At 53.9% G+C, this 23,647-nt stretch carries 23 protein-coding genes; 12 read left to right on the forward strand and 11 right to left on the reverse strand.

All coding sequences use genetic code 11. From position 1 onward, the window contains the following. Window positions 1-173: 173 nt before the first annotated feature. From pfkA to cpxP, 3 genes are all read right to left on the reverse strand, one after another. On the reverse strand, window positions 174-1,136 hold the full coding sequence (gene pfkA, locus GUC46_RS22940) for a 6-phosphofructokinase (RefSeq protein WP_003028778.1): 963 nt from the start codon (window positions 1,134-1,136) through the stop codon (window positions 174-176). 183 nt (window positions 1,137-1,319) lie between these two features. Beyond that, on the reverse strand, window positions 1,320-2,222 hold the full coding sequence (gene fieF, locus GUC46_RS22945; protein ID WP_003028775.1) for a CDF family cation-efflux transporter FieF: 903 nt from the start codon (window positions 2,220-2,222) through the stop codon (window positions 1,320-1,322). 147 nt (window positions 2,223-2,369) lie between these two features. Beyond that, window positions 2,370-2,870 (reverse strand): cell-envelope stress modulator CpxP, encoded by a 501-nt coding sequence (cpxP, locus tag GUC46_RS22950; protein WP_003028767.1) that lies wholly within the window; start codon window positions 2,868-2,870, stop codon window positions 2,370-2,372. Window positions 2,871-3,020: 150 nt separating this feature from the next. Here cpxP and cpxR point away from each other — a divergent pair, with 150 nt between their 5' ends. Both cpxR and cpxA read left to right on the forward strand, forming a co-directional pair. Then, complete coding sequence (gene cpxR, locus GUC46_RS22955) at window positions 3,021-3,719, forward strand: envelope stress response regulator transcription factor CpxR (protein WP_130715380.1); 699 nt, start codon at window positions 3,021-3,023, stop codon at window positions 3,717-3,719. Next, window positions 3,716-5,089 carry an envelope stress sensor histidine kinase CpxA gene (gene cpxA, locus GUC46_RS22960; RefSeq protein ID WP_003840485.1) on the forward strand — a complete coding sequence of 458 codons (1,374 nt, stop codon included), beginning with the start codon at window positions 3,716-3,718 and terminating at the stop codon, window positions 5,087-5,089. The genes cpxR and cpxA overlap by 4 nt, the downstream gene beginning before the upstream one ends. Before the next feature lie 61 nt (window positions 5,090-5,150). Here the strand turns inward: cpxA and yiiM are convergent, their stop codons facing one another. Then, on the reverse strand, window positions 5,151-5,825 hold the full coding sequence (yiiM, locus tag GUC46_RS22965; RefSeq protein ID WP_003028749.1) for a 6-hydroxyaminopurine reductase: 675 nt from the start codon (window positions 5,823-5,825) through the stop codon (window positions 5,151-5,153). A 152-nt stretch (window positions 5,826-5,977) separates the two neighbouring features. On the opposite strand from yiiM, the gene GUC46_RS22970 reads away from it, so the two are divergent. Then, window positions 5,978-6,874 (forward strand): dihydrodipicolinate synthase family protein, encoded by an 897-nt coding sequence (locus GUC46_RS22970; RefSeq protein WP_048234205.1) that lies wholly within the window; start codon window positions 5,978-5,980, stop codon window positions 6,872-6,874. Window positions 6,875-6,915: 41 nt separating this feature from the next. Here the strand turns inward: GUC46_RS22970 and kdgT are convergent, their stop codons facing one another. Next, entirely contained in the window at window positions 6,916-7,899 is a 984-nt protein-coding gene (gene kdgT / locus GUC46_RS22975; RefSeq protein WP_003028743.1) for a 2-keto-3-deoxygluconate transporter, read from the reverse strand. Window positions 7,900-8,132: 233 nt separating this feature from the next. Then, a complete protein-coding gene (gene sodA / locus GUC46_RS22980) occupies window positions 8,133-8,753 on the reverse strand; it encodes a superoxide dismutase [Mn] (RefSeq protein ID WP_003840480.1) in 621 nt (206 codons plus the stop codon). Between the two features lie 289 nt (window positions 8,754-9,042). Here sodA and rhaT point away from each other — a divergent pair, with 289 nt between their 5' ends. Then, window positions 9,043-10,077, forward strand: coding sequence for an L-rhamnose/proton symporter RhaT (gene rhaT / locus GUC46_RS22985; RefSeq protein ID WP_003840477.1), 1,035 nt, complete (start codon window positions 9,043-9,045; stop codon window positions 10,075-10,077). Here rhaT and rhaR read toward each other — a convergent pair. Further along, window positions 10,074-10,922 (reverse strand): HTH-type transcriptional activator RhaR, encoded by an 849-nt coding sequence (gene rhaR / locus GUC46_RS22990; protein ID WP_003847872.1) that lies wholly within the window; start codon window positions 10,920-10,922, stop codon window positions 10,074-10,076. The genes rhaT and rhaR overlap by 4 nt on opposite strands. Window positions 10,923-11,053: 131 nt before the next feature. Beyond that, the gene (gene rhaS / locus GUC46_RS22995) at window positions 11,054-11,902 is read right to left on the reverse strand and encodes an HTH-type transcriptional activator RhaS (protein ID WP_003840473.1); all 849 of its coding nucleotides are present in this window, start codon (window positions 11,900-11,902) and stop codon (window positions 11,054-11,056) included. Window positions 11,903-12,205: 303 nt separating this feature from the next. Between rhaS and rhaB the strand changes: the two genes are divergently transcribed. The 5 genes from rhaB to rhaM all read left to right on the forward strand — a co-directional run bounded on the left by rhaB (window position 12,206) and on the right by rhaM (window position 17,488). Next, on the forward strand, window positions 12,206-13,675 hold the full coding sequence (gene rhaB / locus GUC46_RS23000) for a rhamnulokinase (RefSeq protein ID WP_121540597.1): 1,470 nt from the start codon (window positions 12,206-12,208) through the stop codon (window positions 13,673-13,675). Beyond that, window positions 13,672-14,931: an L-rhamnose isomerase gene (gene rhaA / locus GUC46_RS23005; protein ID WP_049002116.1), complete on the forward strand. Its 1,260-nt coding sequence runs from the start codon at window positions 13,672-13,674 to the stop codon at window positions 14,929-14,931. Before rhaB ends, rhaA begins: the two co-directional genes overlap by 4 nt. A gap of 143 nt (window positions 14,932-15,074) precedes the next feature. Continuing rightward, window positions 15,075-15,902, forward strand: coding sequence for a rhamnulose-1-phosphate aldolase (rhaD, locus tag GUC46_RS23010; RefSeq protein WP_121572148.1), 828 nt, complete (start codon window positions 15,075-15,077; stop codon window positions 15,900-15,902). 126 nt (window positions 15,903-16,028) lie between these two features. Beyond that, complete coding sequence (fucO, locus tag GUC46_RS23015; RefSeq protein ID WP_044701831.1) at window positions 16,029-17,177, forward strand: lactaldehyde reductase; 1,149 nt, start codon at window positions 16,029-16,031, stop codon at window positions 17,175-17,177. Next, window positions 17,174-17,488, forward strand: a complete 315-nt coding sequence (gene rhaM, locus GUC46_RS23020) for an L-rhamnose mutarotase (protein ID WP_016151263.1) — start codon at window positions 17,174-17,176, stop codon at window positions 17,486-17,488. The genes fucO and rhaM overlap by 4 nt, the downstream gene beginning before the upstream one ends. A gap of 57 nt (window positions 17,489-17,545) precedes the next feature. Here rhaM and GUC46_RS23025 read toward each other — a convergent pair whose 3' ends face one another. Further along, on the reverse strand, window positions 17,546-18,094 hold the full coding sequence (locus GUC46_RS23025) for a helix-turn-helix domain-containing protein (RefSeq protein WP_049002113.1): 549 nt from the start codon (window positions 18,092-18,094) through the stop codon (window positions 17,546-17,548). Between the two features lie 101 nt (window positions 18,095-18,195). Here GUC46_RS23025 and GUC46_RS23030 point away from each other — a divergent pair, with 101 nt between their 5' ends. Both GUC46_RS23030 and GUC46_RS23035 read left to right on the forward strand, forming a co-directional pair. Beyond that, a complete protein-coding gene (locus GUC46_RS23030; RefSeq protein WP_003028720.1) occupies window positions 18,196-18,855 on the forward strand; it encodes an AzlC family ABC transporter permease in 660 nt (219 codons plus the stop codon). Further along, entirely contained in the window at window positions 18,855-19,178 is a 324-nt protein-coding gene (locus GUC46_RS23035; protein WP_160180745.1) for an AzlD domain-containing protein, read from the forward strand. The genes GUC46_RS23030 and GUC46_RS23035 overlap by 1 nt, the downstream gene beginning before the upstream one ends. Before the next feature lie 42 nt (window positions 19,179-19,220). Here the strand turns inward: GUC46_RS23035 and GUC46_RS23040 are convergent, their stop codons facing one another. Beyond that, window positions 19,221-19,433 (reverse strand): DUF1471 domain-containing protein, encoded by a 213-nt coding sequence (locus tag GUC46_RS23040; RefSeq protein ID WP_003825262.1) that lies wholly within the window; start codon window positions 19,431-19,433, stop codon window positions 19,221-19,223. Between the two features lie 128 nt (window positions 19,434-19,561). After that, window positions 19,562-20,398 (reverse strand): formate dehydrogenase accessory sulfurtransferase FdhD, encoded by an 837-nt coding sequence (gene fdhD, locus GUC46_RS23045; protein WP_160180747.1) that lies wholly within the window; start codon window positions 20,396-20,398, stop codon window positions 19,562-19,564. Window positions 20,399-20,591: 193 nt separating this feature from the next. On the opposite strand from fdhD, the gene fdnG reads away from it, so the two are divergent. Continuing rightward, on the forward strand, window positions 20,592-23,642 hold the full coding sequence (fdnG, locus tag GUC46_RS23050; RefSeq protein ID WP_085951592.1) for a formate dehydrogenase-N subunit alpha: 3,051 nt from the start codon (window positions 20,592-20,594) through the stop codon (window positions 23,640-23,642). Window positions 23,643-23,647 lie beyond the last annotated feature (5 nt).

Genomic DNA, 23,647 nt, shown 5'->3' on the forward strand with positions numbered 1-23,647 from the left:
AGCAAAGCGTGCCAGAAAGGCATCCAAACATTAAAGAATAAAAAAAGATTTGCTATAACTTCGGGGAATAAATGAGGAAGGTTGTGCCGGATGACGACTTACGCCTTATCCGGCCTACAAGAGTACACGCTGTAGGCCCGGTAAGCGAAGCGCCACCGGGCAACAAAAAACAATCAGTACAGTTTTTTCGCGCAGTCCAGCCAGTCACCTTTGAACGGACGCTTCATGTTCTCGATAGCATCGATGATATCGTGGTGAACCAGTTGCTCGTTCTGAATACCGACACAGCGGCCGCCATGACCTGCCAGCAGCAGTTCAATAGCATATGCGCCCATACGGGATGCCAGAATACGATCGTAAGGAACCGGGGAACCACCACGCTGAATGTGACCCAGCACGGTCGAACGCGTTTCGCGGCCCGTTTCCTTCTCGATGTAATGCGCCAGTTCGTCAACGTCACACATGTGTTCAGTGATCGCTACAATTGCGTGTTTTTTACCTTTCGCGATGCCCGCTTTGATTTCAGCAACCAAATCGTCGCGACTGAATTCCACTTCCGGAACCACTACGAACTCACAACCACCGGCAATTGCAGCCGCCAGGGTCAGATCGCCACAGTAGCGGCCCATCACTTCAACGATGGAAATACGCTGGTGAGAAGAAGAGGTATCACGCAGACGGTCAATCGCTTCTACTACAGTACCCAGAGCGGTGAAGTAACCGATGGTGTAGTCGGTGCCCTTGATATCGTTGTCGATAGTGCCCGGCAGACCGATGCATGGGAAGCCCATTTCAGTCAGGCGTTTCGCACCCATGTAAGAACCGTCACCGCCGATAACAACCAGCGCATCAATGCCACGCTTTTTCAGGTTTTCGATAGCCACCGCACGCACGTTTTCGTCGCGGAATTCCGGGAAGCGAGCTGAACCGAGGAAAGTACCGCCACGGTTGATCATGTCGGACACGCTGTAGCGGTCAAGCTGGACCATACGGTCTTCATACAAACCCAGGTAGCCATCATGGATCCCCATGACTTCCAGCCCTTCCGTCAACGCTGCACGTACAACACCACGGATTGCTGCGTTCATGCCCGGCGCATCACCGCCGCTTGTCAACACACCGATTTTCTTAATCATGACTACCTCTGAACTTTGGAATGCAAAATGAAATCTGCTGCCGGAAGTCGATTCCGCATATCGAAACGATCCAACGAATATGCAGATAGTATAACAATCACTTCCTGCTGAATTGATTCAGGTCAGGCCAAATGGTGGTAATTTATACACAAAATGCTGGCCCGGTTCACTTTTTACAACGAATTATGAAAGCTCAAACACCTTGCCTTCCTTGGGTACGACTGAACAGGGATCCTGATGAATGATGACATCCGATCCCGGGAAACGCCGTAAAATTGCCTGCTCAACCTGTTCAGCCACTAAATGCGCCTGAACGAGCGGCAGATTATCTTCCATTTCCAAATGAATCTGAATAAAACGGGTCGGCCCTGACTGCCGCGTGCGAAGATCGTGAGCGCCGCTGACCCCAGGCCATGATGTCACGATATCAATAATTTCCTGACGTTCCTCATCGGGTAAAGCGCGATCCAGCAAAGATTGCACTGCCTCATACCCCATGCGTAATGCGCTATATAAAATATAGATGCCAATCCCGAGCGCAAACAAGGCATCCGCACGATGCCAGCCGTACCATGCCAGCCCGAGCGCAATGAGAATCGCACCGTTCATCATAACATCAGACTGATAATGAAGCATATCTGCCCGAACGGCCTGACTTTGCGTACGCTTCACTACCCAGCGCTGAAACGAGACCAGAATGATTGTACACACTAACGCAATGATGGTGACAACCACCCCAACGCCGGGATCTTTCATCGGCGTCGGTTGGATGAGATGCTGAATCCCGGTCAGGAATAAAAACAGCGCCGAACCGGAAATAAACATGCTTTGCGCCAGCGCCGCCAGTGATTCCGCTTTTCCGTGTCCGAACGTATGTTCATCATCGGCCGGTTGCAGCGAATAGCGCACCACCAACAGGTTGGTTAACGACGCCGCGATGTCCACCAGAGAATCCACCAGTGCAGCCAGAATACTGACCGATCCGGTGTACCACCACGCGAAAATTTTGATCAAAAGTAACAGCGATGCCATCACGGTCGCCGCGATTGCCGCCCGGCTCACTAGCCGCCCATAGGTATGATTCATAAACACTCCAGCCAGAATATGCCGCTAGTATAACGGATGAAGTAAAACAGTCAGGCAATAACCGAGTGACAAATTTTGGGCAAAAAAAACCCCCACATCATGTGGGGGAAGACAGGGATGGTGTCTATGGCAAGGAAAACAGGGTTACTACTGGGAACGTGAGTTGCTACTACTCAATAAATTCAACGATGAGCTTTTTTTCCAGTGCGCTACGTCGCGCAGTTGCTCCATTCGTTGTTCATGTTTCTCATTTAAAACCGCTTGCTGCTCGGGCGTTAACAGGCGATACATCTGGTTGCGGATCCTGGCTATTTCAACCTGGCGGGCAACCTGTTCTTGCGCCATTCTTTCTGCCTGAGCGCGCACTGCGCTTTCATCAAATTTCTCTGCGGTGACAAGGCGATGCATTGTCTCCATTTCGCTAACATTAACAGGAGGCTGTTCGTGTCTTGCCTGCTGCATTAAATCTCGCATCTGTTGACGTTGATGTTCGGTTAAACTGATACCGTCAAACATGTGGCTCTGAACGCTGCGTTGCGATGAGCCTTCACCCAGGTGCCAGTGATCGCCTGTGACGACTTCAGCTGCATGGCTAAATGTACTGAGTGCCAGCGTTGAGGCCATGACGGCAGCGCTAACTTTGCCCATCACTTGCTCCCAAAATCTTTTCTGTCGCGATTCAACGAGAGACAGTTTACGATTCGGGCTGCAAACATGCGTCAGGGGGTGTAAAACAACGTAAAGTCATAGATTAGCGACGCCTGATGACGTAATTTCTGCCTCGGAGGTACGTAAACAATGAATAAAATCCTGTTAGTTGATGATGACCGAGAGCTGACTTCCCTGTTAAAGGAGTTGCTCGAAATGGAAGGTTTCGATGTGCTGGTTGCCTATGATGGGGAACAGGCGCTTGAGCTTCTGGATGACAGCATCGATTTACTTTTGCTCGACGTCATGATGCCGAAGAAAAACGGCATTGATACGCTGAAAGCACTTCGTCAGACACACCAGACACCCGTAATCATGCTGACCGCTCGCGGCAGCGAATTGGATCGCGTACTTGGCCTTGAGCTGGGCGCGGACGACTATTTACCCAAACCGTTTAACGACCGTGAACTGGTCGCGCGCATCCGCGCTATTCTGCGTCGCTCACACTGGAGCGAACAGCAGCAGAACAGCGATAACGGCTCGCCGACTCTGGTAGTAGATGCGTTAAGCCTTAATCCGGGTCGCCAGGAAGCCAGCTTTGACGGGCAAATCCTGGAGTTAACCGGCACCGAATTCACCCTGCTTTATTTGCTGGCACAGCATCTCGGTCAGGTGGTTTCGCGTGAGCACCTGAGCCAGGAAGTGCTGGGTAAACGCCTGACACCTTTCGATCGCGCTATCGATATGCATATCTCGAACCTGCGTCGTAAGCTGCCAGAGCGTAAAGACGGACACCCGTGGTTTAAAACCCTGCGTGGTCGCGGCTACCTGATGGTTTCCGCTTCATGATAGGGAGCTTAACCGCGCGCATCTTTGCCATCTTCTGGTTGACGCTGGCACTGGTGTTGATGTTGGTACTGATGTTACCCAAGCTCGACTCACGCCAGATGACCGAGCTACTGGACAGCGAGCAGCGCCAGGGGTTAATGATTGAGCAACACGTTGAAGCTGAACTGGCGAACGATCCACCCAACGATTTGATGTGGTGGCGTCGCTTGTTTCGGGCGATAGACAAGTGGGCGCCGCCAGGACAGCGGTTATTACTTGTTACGACGGAAGGACGCGTGATCGGCGCAGAACGCAATGAAATGCAGATCATTCGTAACTTTATTGGTCAGGCCGATAACGCCGACCATCCGCAAAAGAAAAAATACGGTCGCGTTGAGATGGTCGGGCCTTTCTCCGTCAGAGACGGTGAAGATAACTACCAGCTGTATCTCATTCGACCAGCCAGCAGCTCACAATCTGACTTTATCAACCTGCTGTTTGACCGACCGCTGTTGTTGCTGATCGTCACCATGTTAGTCAGCTCTCCGCTATTGCTCTGGCTTGCCTGGAGTCTTGCGAAACCAGCGCGTAAGTTGAAAAACGCGGCGGATGAAGTGGCCCAGGGCAACCTGCGTCAACATCCGGAGCTGGAAGCCGGTCCGCAGGAGTTTCTGGCGGCAGGTGCCAGCTTTAACCAGATGGTGACGGCGCTGGAACGGATGATGACCACGCAGCAACGTCTGCTGTCGGACATCTCTCACGAGCTGAGAACACCGCTAACGCGTCTGCAACTGGGCACCGCTCTGCTGCGCCGTCGTAGCGGTGAGAGCAAAGAGCTGGAGCGCATTGAAACAGAAGCACACCGACTAGACAGCATGATCAACGACCTGCTGGTGATGTCACGTAATCAGCAGAAAAACGCGCTGGTCAGTGAAACGGTGAAAGCTAATCAGCTGTGGGGCGAAGTGCTGGATAACGCCGCCTTTGAAGCTGAGCAGATGGGTAAATCGCTCACGGTGAATTTCCCGCCGGGTCCGTGGCCGCTGTACGGTAACCCAAATGCGTTGGAAAGTGCGCTGGAAAACATTGTGCGCAATGCCCTGCGCTATTCACATACGAAGATTGAAGTTGGCTTCGCGGTGGATATCGACGGGATTACCATCACCGTGGACGACGATGGCCCAGGTGTAAGCCCTGAAGACAGAGAACAGATTTTCCGTCCGTTTTATCGTACCGATGAGGCGCGCGATCGCGAGTCTGGCGGAACAGGTCTGGGTCTGGCGATTGTTGAAACCGCAATCCAGCAGCATCGTGGCTGGGTGAAGGCCGAAGACAGCCCGCTGGGTGGTTTACGGCTGGTAATTTGGTTACCGTTGTATAAGCGTTCCTGAGTCTCTCTGTGTTGCCGGATGGCGGCGTAATGCCTCATCCGGCCTCCACGGACAGGGGGAATTATTTCCCCCACAAACGGCGGGAATTGTCTTCGATCTTGCCGCTTAAACGACGCTTTTGCATCGTTCTGGTCCAACTTTTTGATAACCCGGCAGCCGACAGTAAACGGTGATATTGCGAATCATCAAACGGCATATGCCAGGCGATAGCAATTGCCTCCCGCACGCTGACGTCGCTCACGCGTGACGCCAGGATCAACGGCGCGTCTGCAGATACCAGCCCTGCCGCGACGACGCTGCACAGCCAGCCCGTCTTACCTGCATCCTGCATCTGGCAGGCCATATCGCTGATGCCAAAATGGAAATTCAACTTAAAGCACGGCGAGCGCGGCTGCGTGACCTGAATCAACGCCTCTCCCCACTGGAAAATGTCACCAATATACACATTCTCTTCAGTCAGCCCCTCAGTAGAGAGGTTCTCACCAAACGCGGGCGCGACAAATAGCTCCGCCTGCTCCGGAAACGCTTGTCTCCAGTGCTGATAGTGTTCACGCGGATAGTGACACAGCGCGCGATCCGGCCCGCCATGAATTTTCGCTTCCGCCTGTTCATCTCCCGTCAGCCCCAGTTCGGTCAGCATCAGCTCACCGTCAATCTGGACTTTAGCAATCGCGCTGGGACGGCTTCCCGTGTAGTCCCGAACTTTGCCCGTAAAAACATCGACCGGATATCGCATCTGTTCCCTCTCCCGATAAATTTCCCCCATTACACCACATTTATTTTACCCCAGTCGCTCAAAATGAGAGCACGGTTCACATGAAACTTAGGGACACATGCTATCAATGTAAGCTGGTTTTGAAACATCATTTCAAATAAGGAGTCGACAACGTGACTGGTCAATCGCAATTTGCTGGCGTCTGGTGTCCTTCCATTACGCCAATGGACAATGACGGTAAGATCGATCTCAACGGTCTAAGCCAGCATCTCAAACGCCTTACCGAGGCCAAAATCGATGTGATTTTGCTGATGGGTAGCATCGGGGAATTTGCTTCCTTTACGCTCGAAGAAAGGCTATTGCTGATCCGCGAGGCCCGCGCCATGAGCTCGCTGAAGATGGTCGCCAACGTCTCATCCACCTGCCAGAATGATGTATTGTTGATGGCGCAGGAAGCGTATCGCTCAGGTTACGATGCCGTGATGATCCTGCCGCCCTACTACTACGGACAAACGGCGAAACAGCTGCTGAGTTACTTCCGCCAGTTGGGGCAGAAACTCAGCGGCAAATGGTTTGCCTATAACTTCCCGGCACGCACCGGCTGCGATTTAACCCCAGAGCTGGTTGCCTCCCTCGCCGCTGAGTTCCCGAATTTCGCTGGTATCAAAGACACCGTCGACTGCCAGTCTCATACCCGCAGTATGATTCAGACCACCCGCGCCGTGCGGGAGGATTTTGCCGTGCTGTCCGGCTACGACGAATACTATATACCCAACCTGTTGGCAGGTGGCGCAGGGATTATTTCAGGGTTGAACAACGTCATGCCGGAACTGTTTGTCAGCGCGCGGGAAGCGTTTAAACAGGGCGACCTGGCAGCGCTTCGCGATATTCAGGACCAGATTGGCACCTACATGTCCATCTATGCCATCGGCGAAGATTTTGTCACCACCATCAAAACCGTGGTATCGCGTAAGTTTGGCTATTGCTCCGGCGTGTCACGTAATGCCGGTGGAGAGTTGAACGAGAGTGAGTGTAGAACAATCGATGAGGTGTTTGTCGTCAAAGGGTAAATAATTAAGCCGGATGGTGCAGACCATCCGGCTTAAGAGACTTACTTCACGGTGCCACGAAGATCAATTTCTGCCGCCCTTGCTTTGGCCCTTTTCGACCAGATAGACGTGATAATCGGCACCAGAATGGAGGTCACAATCACCGACGTGGCGACCAGGGAAGTTGCTGCCGGTGCCATCGGTTTAAATGCCGGAACCATTTCAGCAATCAGCACAGGCGTAGCAACCGCCGCCCCCGCAGAACTGGAAGCCGCAATCCCCGCCGTACCATCGCCACCACCAATCAGTTTATCGGCGATAATCAATGGAATACCAGTGATGATAATCACTGCCACGCCCAGCAGAATACCCAGCACGCCGGTCTGAGCAATCACGCTCAAATCAATGGTGTTACCTAATGCGAAGGCAAAGAACGGGATCAGCGTCTGCACGGCCTTACTGAAGAATTCCCGCAGCTCAGGATCCAGATTACCCAGCGCAAAACCAATCAGGAACGGCAATACTGCGCCAACAAATACGTGCGGTTCAAACGACGCGATCCCGGCAGTTCCCAGAATCACCATGGTCATCAGCGGGCCAGACTCCAGCGACATCAGGACAAACGCCCCAGCCTCTTCTTTGGTGCCGTACTGCTGCATAATCGAGGCATACAACCCGCCGTTGGTCATATCCATCGCGGCCACCAGCGCCAGCGTAGACAACCCAGCGAAGAATCCGACCTCTACGCCATGTTCCGGCAGAATGCGTGAGGCAATCGCTGCAACCACCCACGCCACCAGAATCTTGGTTATGACTAACGTACCTGATTTACGCAGCACGGTGCCTGTGGCGCTTAGCTTGATCGACGCCCCCATGCAAAAGAACCAGACCGCCAGGATAGGTACCGTACCGGTGATCATACCGTTGGTAAAGGAGCCGAAGTATTTCCCGGCGCCGGGGGAAAAGGTGTGACACAACGCGCCCAGGAAAAGCGGCACCAGCATCATACCGCCTGGGATTTTCTCTATCGTACGTTTGATCTGCATTTCCATCACCTGTAGACATAAAAATGGGGCAATTTTTATGGGCGATTGCATCTTGCTTTGAGATGCGCCCGTCTTGATGAAAAGAAGATAGACATTCATAGAGACTATAAAAGTGATCCCACTCGCATAATAAAACCTTGTTTCAATTTAAATGGATCATTGTTTTTATATTGAGTTTGATCACAAAAAAACCCCACAAGCATCGCTTGCAGGGCTTCGTTAAAGCATAGAACTTATTTTTTTGCTGCGAAACGCGCGGCAGCTTCGTCCCAGTTCACGACGTTCCAGAACTCTTTGATGTAGTCCGGGCGACGGTTCTGGAATTTCAGGTAGTAAGCGTGTTCCCAAACATCCAGGCCCACGATTGGGAAACCGGAAGCGCCAGAGATAGCTTCACCCATCAGCGGGGAATCCTGGTTGGCGGTGGAAACAACAGCCAGTTTGTCACCTTTCAGCACCAGCCACGCCCAGCCGGAGCCAAAGCGGGTTGCCGCTGCTTTTTCAAATTCAGCTTTGAAGTTGTCAACGGAGCCAAAGTCACGTTCGATAGCCGCTTTCAGGTCACCCTGCAGCGTAGTACCGGTTTTCAGGCCTTTCCAGAACAGGCTGTGGTTAGCGTGACCGCCCGCGTTGTTACGCAGTACGGTTTTCTTGTCTGCTGGCAGTTGATCCAGTTTGGTGATCAGCTCTTCAGCGGACAGGCTGGCGAATTCTGGCAGGCTTTCCAGCGCAGCGTTCGCGTTGTTTACGTAAGCCTGGTGGTGTTTGGTATGGTGGATTTCCATCGTCTGCTTATCGAAGTGCGGTTCAAGGGCATCATAAGCGTACGGCAGGGATGGCAGTGTATAACTCATAATCATCTCCAGTATTGTCGGGCGGCCTGTGTTAACGCCGCGTAAGCAGTTGGGTCATTATAGTTAATTAAATGATATTGAAAATGATTATCAATGCCGTACTTTTTACAAGGTTTTAATAGCGCATGTTGATTGCTAAAGATGTGAACCGAATCACCCAGTTAACGTGATGATTGCCAACATGCGCAAAATGGCGGCAATCGTTAAAAGGTTAACACCCTGCGTAATTTTTAAACTCGTTTGGTCGGAGGGGTCATTACCGACGATAAAAAATAACGAGGATTAAGTCATGAGTAACGCGATTACGATGGGTATCTTTTGGCATTTGATAGGCGCAGCCAGTGCCGCCTGTTTCTATGCCCCGTTCAAACAAGTCAAACATTGGTCATGGGAAACGATGTGGTCGGTTGGCGGGATCGTCTCTTGGCTTATCCTGCCATGGACCATTAGCGCCATGTTGCTTCCCAATTTCTGGGCCTACTTCAGTTCTTTCAGCCTCTCTACGCTGGCGCCGGTGTTTCTGTTCGGCGCGATGTGGGGGATTGGCAATATCAACTATGGTCTGACCATGCGCTATCTCGGTATGTCGATGGGGATCGGCATTGCAATTGGGATTACGTTGATTGTCGGCACGCTGATGACCCCAATTATCAACGGCAACTTTGATGTGCTGATCAATACTTCCGGCGGACGCATGACGCTGCTTGGCGTACTGGTCGCGCTGATTGGCGTCGGTATTGTGACTCGGGCCGGTCAGTTAAAAGAACGCAAAATGGGCATCAAAGCGGAAGAGTTCAACCTGAAAAAAGGGCTGGTTCTGGCGGTCATGTGCGGCATTTTCTCCGCCGGGATGTCATTTGCGATGAACGCCGCTAAACCAATGCACGATGCCGCCGCCGCGCTGGGTGTCGATCCATTGTATGTCGCCCTGCCCAGCTACGTGGTTATCATGGGCGGCGGCGCGTTAGTCAACCTGGGCTTTTGCTTCATTCGTCTGGCAAAAGTGAAAAACTTGTCGATAAAAGCCGACTTCTCGTTAGCCAAGCCACTGATTATCACCAACGTGCTGCTGTCTGCGCTTGGTGGCCTGATGTGGTATTTGCAATTCTTCTTCTACGCCTGGGGCCACGCGCGTATTCCGGCTCAATATGATTATGTAAGCTGGATGCTGCACATGAGCTTCTATGTCCTGTGCGGCGGGATTGTCGGGCTGGTACTGAAAGAGTGGAAAAACGCGGGTCGCCGTCCGGTAAGTGTGCTAAGCCTTGGCTGCGTGGTGATCATTGTCGCGGCAAACATTGTTGGTCTGGGAATGGCCAGTTAATCATGTTGGTTGCTGAGATGACGCCACTGGCTGGGCGTCATCCCGGTTTCGCGCGTGAACACCACCGAAAAGTAGTTACTGTCCTCAAAGCCGCAGCGCATGGAAATCTCACTAATCATCAACCGACTATGTTTGAGCAGATACTGCGCATGGCAAACCCGCACCTGGCGGAGATACTGGTTGATGGTCATGCCGGTCTGGCTGCGAAACTGCTGGCGCAAAACGCGCTCGCTGCACCGTTCGCGCTCGCAAAACTTATTCAGTTCGAACGCATGCTCATGACTACCGGCTAACGCGGTGATCAGTTTATCCAGCAGCGTTTCGCTCGACGTCGCCGGGAGCGTATCCGTGGCATAACGATGCCGCTTAAGGTGGGTCACCAGTTGCCCGAACAGCAGCTCAGCCATGGTAAAAGCCTGCGCATCACGTTGATTACTTTCATGCTCAAGCTGGCTTATCACCTGTCTGACCTGGCTCATGCCAACGCTACCGAGTCGCCAGTGCGGGTGCCTTGGCGCACCATCAAATCCGGGGATCGCCCCTTGCCAGTCAACATTCAGCGTCAACCGCTCCGGACAGTAGATGATATTTTGCAGCACAAGGTCGTTAACGGAAGTGTAGGAGTGTTTATCTTCGGCGCGAATGTAAAACAGATCGCCACGGGTTATCCGGTACGGGCGATCGTTAAGGACATGCAGGCCATTACCGCGCCAGACCAGAACCAGCTCGCAAAACTCATGGGTATGCTCAGCAAAGACATCCTGCGGATAACGATCGGCTACGGCGACAGCCTGCTGCTCATGCGCAAAAAAGTCTGATTTCAGAAGGACCAGATGGTTCGCCATCACAATATTCCCTGCCTGGTGGCGGCTACGTGTCACGTAATCTGTAGGCCGGATAAGGCGTAGCCGCCATCCGGCGTTAAGGGACATGATTATCTGAGATTCGGCGATAAAAAACGTTGATAGCTTTCGCGTTACTGGAGGCTGCTTGCCACAACGAGATCGCGCCCCTGACGAATATCGCGTGGCGACCACTTGAACTCACGGCGAAAAAGCGTCGAAAAGTGGTTACTGTCGCCGAATCCACAGAGATAAGCGATGTCTGTCACGCTATCATCACTGTGACGAAGCAGATGCCGAGCCTTGATCAGCCGCAAGCGGTTAAGGTAGCGCTGCGGCGTCAATCCCGTTTGCTGTTTGAGCTGGCGATGCAGAGTACGCAAAGAGAGGGAAAACTTCTCGGCCAGCGCCTCCCAACATACCTCGTCGGCAAAGTTATCTTCCAGCCACGCCATCAGGAGGTTAAGCCGCGCGTCGTTATCGGTCGCTGCTTCCATCAGGCTGCTTTTACGCAGCAGCACCAGCAGCTGCATAAACAGGATCTCGCGATTTGCCGCCGTTGGTGTATCCATCCCCTCACCGAGCGCCTCCATCTGCCCCACCAGTTGTCGAACCTGCTGCAACACACCCTGATTCACCCGCCAGTGCGAAGGATACTGCCCATTCTGTTCCTGAGGTAAAAGCTGATTCAGCCCAGCCAGAAATTGAAACGCATCCGGGGAGCGATACAACACATTGGTCAGGCACAGATTGTCAGTATGTTCATATAAATGCCGGTCATGATCGCGAACGAAACACACCGTACCGCCGCTGATGGTGTAAGGCTGTCCGTTGAACACATGGATCCCCGTTCCATGTTCGACCACCACAATTTCATGAAAATCATGATGATGTTCTGGAAACGCAGGTTGAGGAAGCCGCGGTTCAATAGCCACTGGCGCTTTACCTGTCGGAAAAAAATCCACGCAATGCAATATCGTCATGATGACATCCTTCCCGATCAAATGAACATGGCTGAATAGTAATTAAGGGTTATCACCCTCACCTTAAATTTTTGACGCCAAAGTGCGTAAACACGGTCAATTCTTCAAGAAATGGCGGGAAAGATCGGGAATTGCGGAAGACGTCACATCCGCTAAAACCGACCCTATTAATAGAAATTGTGAACAGCATCACGTTCACCTTTGCCATGTTGCCAGCCGCTAATTGTGGCTGTCACTGTCAAGAAGGTACGCGTTATCTGGGGTTCTTAGACTGAGTGCAATAAAACTCAGAAGGACCTCGCTATGACTTTTCGCCATTGTGTCGCAGTCGATCTCGGCGCATCCAGTGGGCGCGTAATGCTGGCGCGTTACGACAGTGAACACCGCACCCTGACGCTGCGTGAAATCCACCGCTTCGTGAACTGCCTGCAAAAAACAGACGGTTTTGACACCTGGGACATCGACAGCCTGGAAAACGATATTCGTCTTGGCCTGAAAAAAGTCTGCGATGAAGGCATTCGGATAGACAGCATCGGCATTGATACCTGGGGCGTGGATTACGTTCTGATCGATAACGTCGGTCAACGTGTCGGTCTGCCGGTCTCTTACCGTGACAGCCGCACGACCGGCATTATGGCGCAAGCAATGGCGCAACCGGGTAAAGGTGAAATTTACCGCCGTAGCGGCATTCAGTTTCTGCCCTTTAATACCCTGTATCAGTTGCGTGCGCTGGTTGAACAACAGCCAGAACTGCTCCCGCAGGTGGCCCATGCCCTACTGATCCCCGACTACTTCAGCTTTCGCCTGACCGGCAAAATGAACTGGGAATACACCAATGCCACCACCACCCAGTTAGTCAATATCAATACCGACGACTGGGATGACACTCTGCTGGCGTGGACCGGAGCAGACAAAGCCTGGTTTGGTCGTCCGACACATCCGGGGAACGTAATTGGTCACTGGATTTGCCCGCAGAAAAATCAAATTCCGGTCGTAGCCGTCGCCAGTCACGACACGGCCAGCGCGGTCATAGCTTCTCCGCTGGCCGACAAAAACAGCGCCTATCTCTCTTCCGGGACCTGGTCGCTGATGGGCTTTGAGAGCAGAACGCCGTATACCAACGATGCGGCACTGGCGGCGAATATCACCAACGAAGGCGGCGCGGAAGGGCGCTACCGTGTCCTGAAAAATATTATGGGGCTGTGGCTGCTCCAGCGCGTATTAAAAGAGCGCCAGATTTCCGACCTGCCAACGCTTATCAGCCAAACGCAAGCGCTGCCGGCCTGTCAATTCCTGATTAACCCGAACGACGATCGCTTTATCAACCCCGACGATATGAGTGCAGAAATTCAGGCAGCATGCCGTGAATCAGGCCAACCCGTACCCCTGCAAAACGCCGAACTGGCGCGCTGTATCTTCGACAGCCTGGCGTTGCTGTACGCCGACATCCTGCAAGAGCTGGCACAACTGCGTGGTGCAGCATTTAGCCAACTGCACATTGTCGGTGGCGGTTGCCAGAACGCCTTGCTGAACCAGCTGTGCGCGGATGCCTGCGGTATTCGCGTGATGTCCGGGCCAATTGAGGCCTCCACGCTCGGCAATATTGGCATCCAGCTGATGACGCTGGACGAGCTGAACAACGTTGATGATTTCCGTCAGGTGGTGCGCGCCAACTACGAATTGACCACCTTCATTCCCAATCCTGAAAGTGAAATTGCCCGCTACCAGGCGCAGTTTCAATCACTACGACAGACAAAGGAGCTTTGCGCATGACCACTCAACTTGAACAAGCCTGGGAACTGGCAAAACTGCGTTTCGCCGCGGTAGGCATTGATGTCGAGGCGGCCTTACGCCAGCTCGATCGTCTGCCGGTCTCCATGCACTGCTGGCAGGGCGATGATGTCGCCGGTTTCGAAAATCCGGAAGGTTCGCTCACTGGCGGTATTCAGGCTACCGGTAACTATCCGGGTAAAGCGCGTAACGCCACCGAACTGCGGGCCGATCTGGAGCAGGCGCTGAGCCTGATTCCGGGTCCAAAACGTCTGAATTTGCACGCGATCTATCTGGAATCTGATACGCCGGTTGCCCGCGATCAAATCAAACCTGAGCACTTTAAAAACTGGGTGGAGTGGGCGAAAACGAACCAGTTAGGACTGGATTTCAACCCATCCTGCTTCTCACACCCGCTGAGCGCCGACGGTTTCACGCTGGCCCACGCCGACGACACCATTCGCCAGTTCTGGATCGATCACTGCAAAGCCAGCCGTCGCGTCTCAGCGTATTTTGGCGAGCAGTTGGGTACGCCATCAGTGATGAACATCTGGATCCCGGATGGCATGAAAGATATCACCGTTGATCGTTTAGCGCCGCGCCAGCGTCTGCTGGACGCGCTGGACGAAGTGATCAGCGAGAAACTCGACCCGGCGCACCATATCGATGCCGTCGAAAGCAAGCTGTTTGGCATCGGTGCGGAAAGCTACACCGTGGGCTCTAACGAGTTCTACATGGGTTACGCCACCAGTCGCCAGACGGCGCTGTGTCTGGATGCGGGTCACTTCCATCCGACCGAAGTGATTTCCGACAAAATCTCCGCCGCCATGCTGTACGTGCCGCGCCTGCTGCTGCATGTCAGCCGCCCAGTGCGTTGGGACAGCGATCACGTGGTGCTGCTGGATGATGAAACGCAGGCGATTGCCAGCGAGATCGTGCGCCACAACCTGTTTGACCGCGTACACATCGGCCTCGACTTCTTCGACGCCTCCATTAACCGCATCGCCGCGTGGGTGATCGGTACCCGCAATATGAAAAAAGCCCTGCTGCGCGCGCTGTTAGAACCGACCGAGCAACTGCGCCAGCTCGAAGCCAGCGGCGACTACACCGCACGCCTGGCCCTGCTGGAAGAGCAAAAATCGCTGCCGTGGCAGGCCGTCTGGGAGATGTATTGCCAGCGTCACGACACGCCAGCGGGCAGCCAGTGGCTAGACAGCGTGCGCACTTATGAAAAAGAGATTTTGAGCAAACGTAGCTAACCGTGACACCAGGCTTGTAGGCCGGATAAGACGCCCCGCGTCGCCATCCGGCAATGAATGAAACACGATTGCCGGATGGTGCTTCGCTTATCCGGCCTACGTAAGACCCGATAACGTTCGGGCAATAAACAGGAACACCGAACATGCAAAACATTACTACTTCCTGGTTCGTCCAGGGGATGATCAAAGCCACTTCTGATGCGTGGCTGAAAGGCTGGGACGAGCGTAACGGCGGTAACCTGACGCTGCGTCTTGATGAAGCAGATATCGCGCCATTTAGCGCCAATTTCCACGAAAAACCACGCTATATCGCGCTGAGTCAGCCGATGCCGCTGCTGGCGAATACGCCGTTTATCGTCACCGGTTCGGGGAAATTTTTCCGCAACGTCCAGCTCGATCCAGCAGCCAATTTAGGCGTGGTGAAAATCGACAGCGACGGTGCGGGCTACCACATCCTCTGGGGCCTGACTCACGAGGCCGTACCGACCTCTGAACTGCCGGCTCACTTCCTCTCTCACTGCGAACGCATTAAAGCGACGAACGGTAAAGACCGCGTGATCATGCACTGCCATGCCACCAACCTGATCGCTCTGACCTACGTACTGGAAAACAACACCGCGCTGATTACCCGCAAGCTGTGGGAAGGCAGCACCGAGTGCCTGGTGGTGTTCCCGGATGGCGTTGGCATTCTGCCGTGGATGGTGCCAGGTACAGATGAAATTGGTCAGGCGACCGCCGAGGAAATGCAGAAACACTCGCTGGTACTGTGGCCATTCCACGGCGTGTTCGGCAGTGGACCCACCCTCGACGAAGCGTTCGGTTTGATCGATACCGCAGAGAAATCCGCTGAAGTTTTAGTCAAAATCTATTCGATGGGCGGTATGAAGCAGACCATTACGCGTGAAGAGCTGATCGCACTTGGCAAACGCTTCGGCGTGACGCCGCTGGCCAGCGCCATAGAGCTGTACTGATACCTCCCCACTCAACGCCGGATGCAGCTTCGCCTTATTCGGCCTACATGACGGTGCGCATTTCACCGTAGGCCCGATAAGCGTAGCGCCATCGGGCACCAGGGAATTTTTTTAAGGAGAATAGTGATGAGCTTTATGTTGGCACTGCCAAAAATTAGCCTGCATGGCGCCGGCGCGATTGCCGATATGGCGAACCTCGTGGCGAATAAACAATGGGGCAAAGCGCTGATCGTCACCGATGGTCAACTGGTAAAGCTGGGCCTGCTGGATAGCCTGTTTGCCGCGCTGGATGAACATCAGATGTCTTACCAGCTGTTTGATGAGGTGTTTCCAAACCCGACGGAAGAGCTGGTGCAGAAAGGTTTCGCGGCGTATCAGGACGCCAAATGTGACTACATTATTGCCTTCGGTGGCGGTAGCCCGATCGATACGGCTAAAGCGGTGAAGATCCTGACCGCCAACCCCGGCCCTTCTACTGCTTACTCCGGCGTAGGCAAAGTGAAAAATGCGGGTGTACCGCTGGTCGCCATCAATACCACCGCCGGTACGGCAGCAGAGATGACCAGCAACGCTGTCATTATCGACTCTGCCCGTAAGGTCAAAGAGGTGATCATCGACCCGAATATCATCCCGGATATCGCCGTGGATGACGCCAGCGTCATGCTGGACATCCCGGCATCCGTCACCGCCGCAACCGGTATGGACGCCTTAACCCACGCGGTGGAAGCCTATGTTTCCGTTGGTGCGCATCCGCTCACCGACGCTAACGCGCTGGAAGCGATTCGCCTGATCAACCTGTGGCTACCAAAAGCGGTCGACGACGGTCATAATCTCGACGCTCGTGAGCAAATGGCGTTTGGTCAGTATCTGGCGGGGATGGCCTTTAACAGCGCTGGTCTCGGTCTGGTGCATGCGCTGGCGCACCAGCCGGGCGCAACCCATAATCTGCCACACGGCGTCTGCAACGCCATCCTGCTGCCGGTAATCGAAAACTTTAACCGTCCAAACGCCGTGGCGCGCTTTGCCCGCGTAGCGCAGGCGATGGGCGTCGATACCCGTGACATGAGCGATGAAGCGGCAAGTATGGAGGCCATCAACGCGATTCGTGCACTCAGCAAGCGTGTCGGTATTCCTGCGGGCTTTAGTTCACTTGGCGTGACGAAAGAGGATATTGAGGGCTGGCTGGATAAAGCGTTGGCCGATCCGTGTGCGCCGTGCAACCCGCGCACCGCCAGCCGCGACGAGGTCCGCGAGCTGTATCTGGAGGCGTTATGATTCGCAAGGCCTTTATAATGCAGGTGAATGCCGACGCGCACGTTGAGTACCAGCGTCGTCATAACCCCATCTGGCCAGAACTGGAAACAGTGCTGAAAGAACACGGCGCCCATCACTACGCGATTTATCTCGATCAGGCGCGCAATCTGCTGTTCGCCACCGTTGAGATTGAGTCCGAAGAACGCTGGAATGCCATTGCCAGCACCGACGTTTGCCAACGTTGGTGGAAGCATATGCGCGACGTAATGCTGGCCAACCCAGACAACAGTCCGGTCAGCGCAGAGCTAAAAGAAGTGTTTTATTTGCAGTAGTCTTGTAGGCCGGATAAGGCGCTAACGCGCCGCATCCGGCACAACGCAACATAACAGTTAGTTCTGCTCAGAAACCAGAATCGCCTGGGTGTCAGGCTCCAGCGCTTTAAAGATATGCGCCTGGTCAGCGGGGTAACAAATATAGTCGCCCTCGCCTAACTCCTCCGGTGCTTCCGTCAATCCCACTATCGCCTTACCCTGCGTCACGATGATGTGTTCAACCGATCCCGGCGGATGCGGCTGTGAAATCCGATCCGCGCCCGGCTGCGTCAGCAGCAGATAGATATCCCGCCGTGCCCCCGGTGGGCAGGCGGCCAGTAAAATGGCCTGATAGTGGGCCTGCTCAGCCACGACTTTTGTTCCTTCGCCGCGGCGAATCACCTGCGTTTTTTGTTCCTGCGGCTCCAGCAGGCGCGCAAAGGGAATATCCAACGCCACACACAGCGACCAGAGCGTTTCCAGGCTAGGATTGCCATTGCCCGCTTCCAATTGCGAGAGTGTCGATTTTGCAATCCCTGCGCGACGGGCAATCTCTGCCAATGACAAACCGGTGCGCTGACGTTCACGCACCAGGCTTTTCGCGATCATACTGATGGGCTGGGTCATTCACGACTCCATGTTCTTTATATCGAACGAATCGTTCGACTTGTAATATTAACTGGTCGCGTTCATTATAATGGAAATTCGTTCGATATGGCTAAAATGGTATGAAACATTATTTTTCCAGTCTCAAAGGCGACACAATAAAAGCAATATTTTTAGTCTGTCTGGCCGTCGGCGTAGTCGGCATGTCATACGGCTCGCTGGCAATGGCCTACGGCTTCCCGCTGTGGGTACCGTTTGTGCTCTCAATTACCGTGCTGGCGGGTGCATCCGAGTTTATGTTTATCGGCATCGTCGCCAGCGGCGGTAACCCACTGGCGGCTGCGGCTGCCGGTTTACTGGTCAACGCCCGACACATCCCGTTTGGCGTCACGGTGCGCGATCTTGTGGGCTCCCGGGCTGCGAGTTTCCTCGGCTGTCATATCATGAACGACGAAAGCGTAGTATTCGGCCTGTCGCAAAAAACACCCGAACAACGTAAAGCAGCCTATTGGCTGTGCGGTCTGGGCGTCGCTATTTTCTGGCCTGTTGGCACACTGATCGGCGCGGGCGTCGGCAAACTGCTCCCCGCCCCGGAAACCATCGGTCTGGATGCCGTCTTCCCTGCTATTTTATTGGCCTTAGTGGTCCCGGCCTTTAAAAACCGCACCACGCTGATTCGCGCCTGTAGCGGTGCCGGGTTGTCGCTTGCCGCCATCCCCTTTGCGCCGGTCGGTTTACCGGTTTTGCTCTCACTGTTTGGCTTACTGACGAGGAAAAAATAATGGGCAACATGACGCTGTTTATCGTCGGTATCGCCATCTTATCTCTGGGAACCTATTTAATGCGTTTAGGCGGAGCGAAGCTTGGGGGTCGTTTAGCGTTCTCGGAACGCTCGCAGGCGCTGCTTTCCGACGCCGCAACGGTATTACTGTTCTCCGTTGCGCTGGCGACCACCTTTTACGAAGGCGAACACTTTGCCGGTATGGCGCGGGTTCTTGGGGTTGGCTTCGCGGTATTTCTCGCCTGGCGCAAGCTGCCGCTAATCGTGGTGATCGTTGCCGCCGCGGTGGTGACCGCATTGCTGAGAATAGCGGGCATAAACTAAAAAAGCGCCCCAAGGGCGCTCTTTCGACAGTACTGAGGTATCTTATTTCAGCAGTTCAGCAGTCATGTGCACGCGGTTGCCGGTGTAAGCCTGAGTGATTTTATAATCGCTGGCGCCTGCACGTTCAGCCTGGGCGGCAATTTTTGCTTCAGCACTTTCCAGCGTAGAACCGGTTGCGGTAACTGTCTGAGCAGCGAAAGAACCGAAAGAAGTAGCCAGAGCGATAACTGCGACAAAAGTTTTGATGCTTTTCATGATATAAACCCTTTAACTTAGTTGTTTGAGTAAGGCACCGTGCCTTGATGTGATAAATAATAGCCCTCACATCGCACAACTAAAAGCGGAAGGATTTGCCAGTCTTATTCAAAATAATTGAATGCTTGTTATTCAGCTATCAGACGCTCGGGGTGTGTATAAATCGTCGCCCTGCCCGGTTTGCAAAAACCCACCAGCGTCAGGTTACAGCGCTCGGCAACTTCTACCGCCAGCGTTGTCGCGGCAGACACAGCAAACAGAATCTCCACGCCGCACATCGCCGACTTCTGCACCATCTCGTAGCTGGCGCGGCTGGAGACTAATACCGCACCCTGTTGCCAGGTTTCGCCTTCGATTGCGCGTCGCCCCAGCAGTTTATCCAGCGCAACATGACGCCCAACATCTTCATGCCCGCCCGCCAGATGACCTGACGGCTGTACCCAGGCAGCCGCGTGCGTGCAGCCTGTCAGTTGCCCCACGGGTTGAAAATCATTGAGATGTCGTAAAGCGTGATCGAGATTCGCCAGATCGAATGTCTGGGTAAACGGCAGCGGCTGGACTGGCTTGCCAATGTCATTGAGCTGCTCCACGCCACAAACGCCGCAACCGGTGCGACCGGCCAGCGCGCGACGACGCTCCTTCAGCCCCATAAATCGACGACTGGACAGCTCAACCTGCACTTCTAATCCGTTACAGGAAGGAACCACTTCCATTGCGTAGATATCCTGTGGGCGCTCAATAATGCCTTCAGAAAGTGAAAAGCCCATCGCAAAGTGCTCAAGATCTTTCGGTGACGCCATCATTACCACGTGCGAAATCCCGTTGTAAACCAGCGCAACCGGTACTTCTTCAGCGACGACATCCGGCTGAGGATGTTGCAAATCCTCGCGTTTCCAGAGGGTCAACTGGCGCGATCCTGTCAAAGTCGTCACATTTTTGATGTTTTCTCGAATAATCTTATTCACTTTCTTTTAACCATATTGGAACACGCATACCAACATTGTGGTATTCTTTACAAACCCCTCCTGGAGGGAGGGAAATTCACCCAATTCTGGACCTTTGCGGTCCCGTCCGCAAAGAAAAATAACAACCACTTCCCTCACGCTCGAGTAACGGAAAAGTGAAGGGAACGTGACAATGTCGAAAAAGGAGCAAACCATGCAGGTCAGCAGAAGGCAGTTCTTTAAGATCTGCGCTGGCGGTATGGCAGGCACCACGGCAGCGGCACTGGGTTTTGCACCCGGCGTAGCGCTCGCGGAAACACGGCAATATAAACTGCTGCGTACCCGCGAAACCCGTAACACCTGCACTTACTGTTCCGTTGGCTGTGGACTGTTAATGTACAGTCTCGGTGACGGAGCAAAAAACGCCAAAGCATCCATCTTCCATATCGAAGGGGACCCGGATCACCCGGTAAACCGTGGCGCGCTGTGCCCGAAAGGGGCAGGACTTGTGGACTTCATCCACTCCGAAAGTCGCCTGAAATTCCCGGAATACCGCGCACCAGGCTCTGATAAGTGGCAACAGATTAGCTGGGATGAGGCATTTGACCGCATCGCTAAACTGATGAAAGAAGATCGCGACGCAAACTACGTTGCACAAAACGCCGAAGGCGTAACCGTTAACCGCTGGCTTTCCACTGGGATGCTGTGTGCTTCCGCTTCCAGTAACGAAACCGGCTATTTAACGCAAAAATTCTCCCGCGCGCTCGGTATGCTCGCGGTCGACAACCAGGCACGCGTCTGACACGGACCAACGGTAGCAAGTCTTGCTCCAACATTTGGTCGCGGTGCGATGACCAACCACTGGGTCGACATTAAAAACGCCAACCTCGTTGTGGTGATGGGCGGTAACGCCGCTGAAGCCCACCCGGTCGGATTCCGCTGGGCGATGGAAGCTAAAATTCACAACGGCGCGAAGCTGATTGTGATCGATCCGCGCTTTACGCGAACCGCAGCGGTGGCTGATTTCTATGCGCCGATTCGTTCCGGTACTGACATTGCTTTCCTGTCAGGCGTCTTGCTGTACCTGCTGAACAACGAAAAATTCAACCGCGAATACACTGAAGCCTATACCAACGCCAGCCTGATCGTGCGTGAAGATTACGGTTTCGAAGATGGCCTGTTCACTGGCTACGACGCGGACAAACGCAAGTATGACAAAACCAGCTGGAACTACGAGCTGGATGAAAAAGGCTTCGCCAAACGCGATGTCACCCTGCAACACCCGCGCTGCGTGTGGAACCTGCTGAAACAGCACGTCTCCCGCTATACGCCGGACGTTGTAGAAAATATCTGCGGTACGCCAAAGGCTGACTTCCTGAAGGTCTGTGAGTACATCGCAGAAACCAGTGCCAAAGATAAAACCGCGTCGTTCCTGTACGCCCTTGGCTGGACACAACACTCCGTAGGTGCGCAGAACATCCGTACCATGGCGATGATCCAGTTGCTGCTTGGCAACATGGGGATGGCCGGCGGCGGTGTTAACGCCCTGCGCGGTCACTCCAACATTCAGGGTCTGACCGACTTAGGCCTGCTGTCACAAAGCCTGCCTGGCTATATGACGCTGCCGAGCGAAAAACAGACTGACCTGCAAACCTACCTTGCCGCCAACACGCCAAAACCGTTGCTGGAAGGTCAGGTGAACTACTGGGGTAACTACCCGAAATTCTTCGTTTCGATGATGAAAGCCTTCTTTGGCGATAAAGCGACAGCGGAAAACAGCTGGGGCTTCGACTTGCTGCCGAAGTGGGATAAAGGGTACGACGTGCTGCAGTACTTCGAGATGATGAACCAGGGCAAAGTGAATGGCTATATCTGCCAGGGCTTTAACCCGGTCGCGTCATTCCCGAATAAAAACAAAGTCGTGGCTTCACTGTCCAAACTGAAATTCCTGGTCACCATCGACCCGCTCAACACCGAAACGTCTACCTTCTGGCAGAACCACGGTGAGTCGAACGATGTGGATCCGTCGAAAATCCAGACCGAAGTATTCCGTCTGCCGTCCACCTGCTTCGCCGAAGAGAACGGTTCTATCGTTAACTCCGGTCGCTGGCTGCAGTGGCACTGGAAAGGCGCGGATGCCCCGGGGATTGCCGTTACCGATGGTGAAATCCTCGCCGGTATCTTCCTGCGCATGCGCAAGATGTATGCCGAGCAGGGTGGCGCGAACCCGGAACAGGTGCTGAGCATGACCTGGAACTACTCCACACCACACGAACCGGCTTCGGAAGAAGTGGCGATGGAGAGCAACGGTAAAGCGCTGGCCGACATTACCGACCCGGCAACAGGTGCAGTCATCGTCAAGAAAGGCCAACAGCTTAGCTCGTTCGCCCAACTGCGTGACGATGGCACCACTTCCAGCGGCTGCTGGATTTTTGCCGGTAGCTGGACGCCGGAAGGCAACCAGATGGCACGTCGTGATAACGCCGACCCATCAGGCCTTGGCAACACGCTGGGCTGGGCATGGGCGTGGCCGCTCAACCGACGCATTCTGTATAACCGCGCTTCCGCTGATCCGCAGGGGAATCCGTGGGATCCAAAACGTCAGATCCTGAAATGGGATGGAGCGAAATGGAGCGGGATGGATATTCCGGACTACAGCGCCGCCGCACCTGGCAGCAACGTTGGGCCTTTCATCATGCAGCCTGAAGGGATGGGACGCCTGTTTGCTATCGATAAGATGGCGGAAGGTCCGTTCCCGGAACACTACGAGCCGTTTGAAACGCCGCTGGGGACTAACCCGCTGCACCCGAACGTTATCTCTAACCCTGCCGCGCGCATCTTTAAAGGTGACGCGGAAGCACTGGGTAAAGCAGATAAATTCCCGTACGTCGGCACGACCTATCGTCTGACCGAGCACTTCCACTACTGGACCAAGCATGCGCTGCTCAATGCCATCGCACAGCCGGAACAGTTTGTGGAAATTGGCGAGAAGCTGGCGAATAAGCTCGGTATCTCTCATGGCGATACCGTCAAAGTCTCCTCTAACCGCGGCTACATTAAAGCCAAAGCAGTGGTGACTAAACGTATTCGCACGCTGAAGGCCAACGGTCAGGATATCGACACCATCGGTATTCCGATTCACTGGGGCTACGAAGGTGTGGCGAAAAAAGGCTTTATCGCTAACACGTTAACGCCATTCGTCGGTGATGCGAACACGCAGACGCCGGAATTTAAGTCCTTCCTCGTGAACGTGGAAAAGGTGTAACGGAG

Source organism: Citrobacter sp. LUTT5, assembly GCF_009905315.1.
Taxonomy (GTDB): Bacteria; Pseudomonadota; Gammaproteobacteria; order Enterobacterales; family Enterobacteriaceae; genus Citrobacter; species Citrobacter freundii.

Excerpts from the sequence above, each read along its gene's own strand:
- pfkA (WP_003028778.1), bottom strand. The coding sequence starts at position 1,136 with ATGATTAAGAAAATCGGTGTGTTGACAAGCGGCGGTGATGCGCCGGGC.
- fieF (WP_003028775.1), bottom strand. The coding sequence starts at position 2,222 with ATGAATCATACCTATGGGCGGCTAGTGAGCCGGGCGGCAATCGCGGCG.
- cpxP (WP_003028767.1), bottom strand. The coding sequence starts at position 2,870 with ATGGGCAAAGTTAGCGCTGCCGTCATGGCCTCAACGCTGGCACTCAGT.
- cpxR (WP_130715380.1), top strand. The coding sequence starts at position 3,021 with ATGAATAAAATCCTGTTAGTTGATGATGACCGAGAGCTGACTTCCCTG.
- cpxA (WP_003840485.1), top strand. The coding sequence starts at position 3,716 with ATGATAGGGAGCTTAACCGCGCGCATCTTTGCCATCTTCTGGTTGACG.
- yiiM (WP_003028749.1), bottom strand. The coding sequence starts at position 5,825 with ATGCGATATCCGGTCGATGTTTTTACGGGCAAAGTTCGGGACTACACG.
- kdgT (WP_003028743.1), bottom strand. The coding sequence starts at position 7,899 with ATGCAGATCAAACGTACGATAGAGAAAATCCCAGGCGGTATGATGCTG.
- sodA (WP_003840480.1), bottom strand. The coding sequence starts at position 8,753 with ATGAGTTATACACTGCCATCCCTGCCGTACGCTTATGATGCCCTTGAA.
- rhaT (WP_003840477.1), top strand. The coding sequence starts at position 9,043 with ATGAGTAACGCGATTACGATGGGTATCTTTTGGCATTTGATAGGCGCA.
- rhaR (WP_003847872.1), bottom strand. The coding sequence starts at position 10,922 with ATGGCGAACCATCTGGTCCTTCTGAAATCAGACTTTTTTGCGCATGAG.
- rhaS (WP_003840473.1), bottom strand. The coding sequence starts at position 11,902 with ATGACGATATTGCATTGCGTGGATTTTTTTCCGACAGGTAAAGCGCCA.
- rhaB (WP_121540597.1), top strand. The coding sequence starts at position 12,206 with ATGACTTTTCGCCATTGTGTCGCAGTCGATCTCGGCGCATCCAGTGGG.
- rhaA (WP_049002116.1), top strand. The coding sequence starts at position 13,672 with ATGACCACTCAACTTGAACAAGCCTGGGAACTGGCAAAACTGCGTTTC.
- rhaD (WP_121572148.1), top strand. The coding sequence starts at position 15,075 with ATGCAAAACATTACTACTTCCTGGTTCGTCCAGGGGATGATCAAAGCC.
- fucO (WP_044701831.1), top strand. The coding sequence starts at position 16,029 with ATGAGCTTTATGTTGGCACTGCCAAAAATTAGCCTGCATGGCGCCGGC.
- rhaM (WP_016151263.1), top strand. The coding sequence starts at position 17,174 with ATGATTCGCAAGGCCTTTATAATGCAGGTGAATGCCGACGCGCACGTT.
- GUC46_RS23025 (WP_049002113.1), bottom strand. The coding sequence starts at position 18,094 with ATGACCCAGCCCATCAGTATGATCGCGAAAAGCCTGGTGCGTGAACGT.
- GUC46_RS23030 (WP_003028720.1), top strand. The coding sequence starts at position 18,196 with ATGAAACATTATTTTTCCAGTCTCAAAGGCGACACAATAAAAGCAATA.
- GUC46_RS23035 (WP_160180745.1), top strand. The coding sequence starts at position 18,855 with ATGGGCAACATGACGCTGTTTATCGTCGGTATCGCCATCTTATCTCTG.
- GUC46_RS23040 (WP_003825262.1), bottom strand. The coding sequence starts at position 19,433 with ATGAAAAGCATCAAAACTTTTGTCGCAGTTATCGCTCTGGCTACTTCT.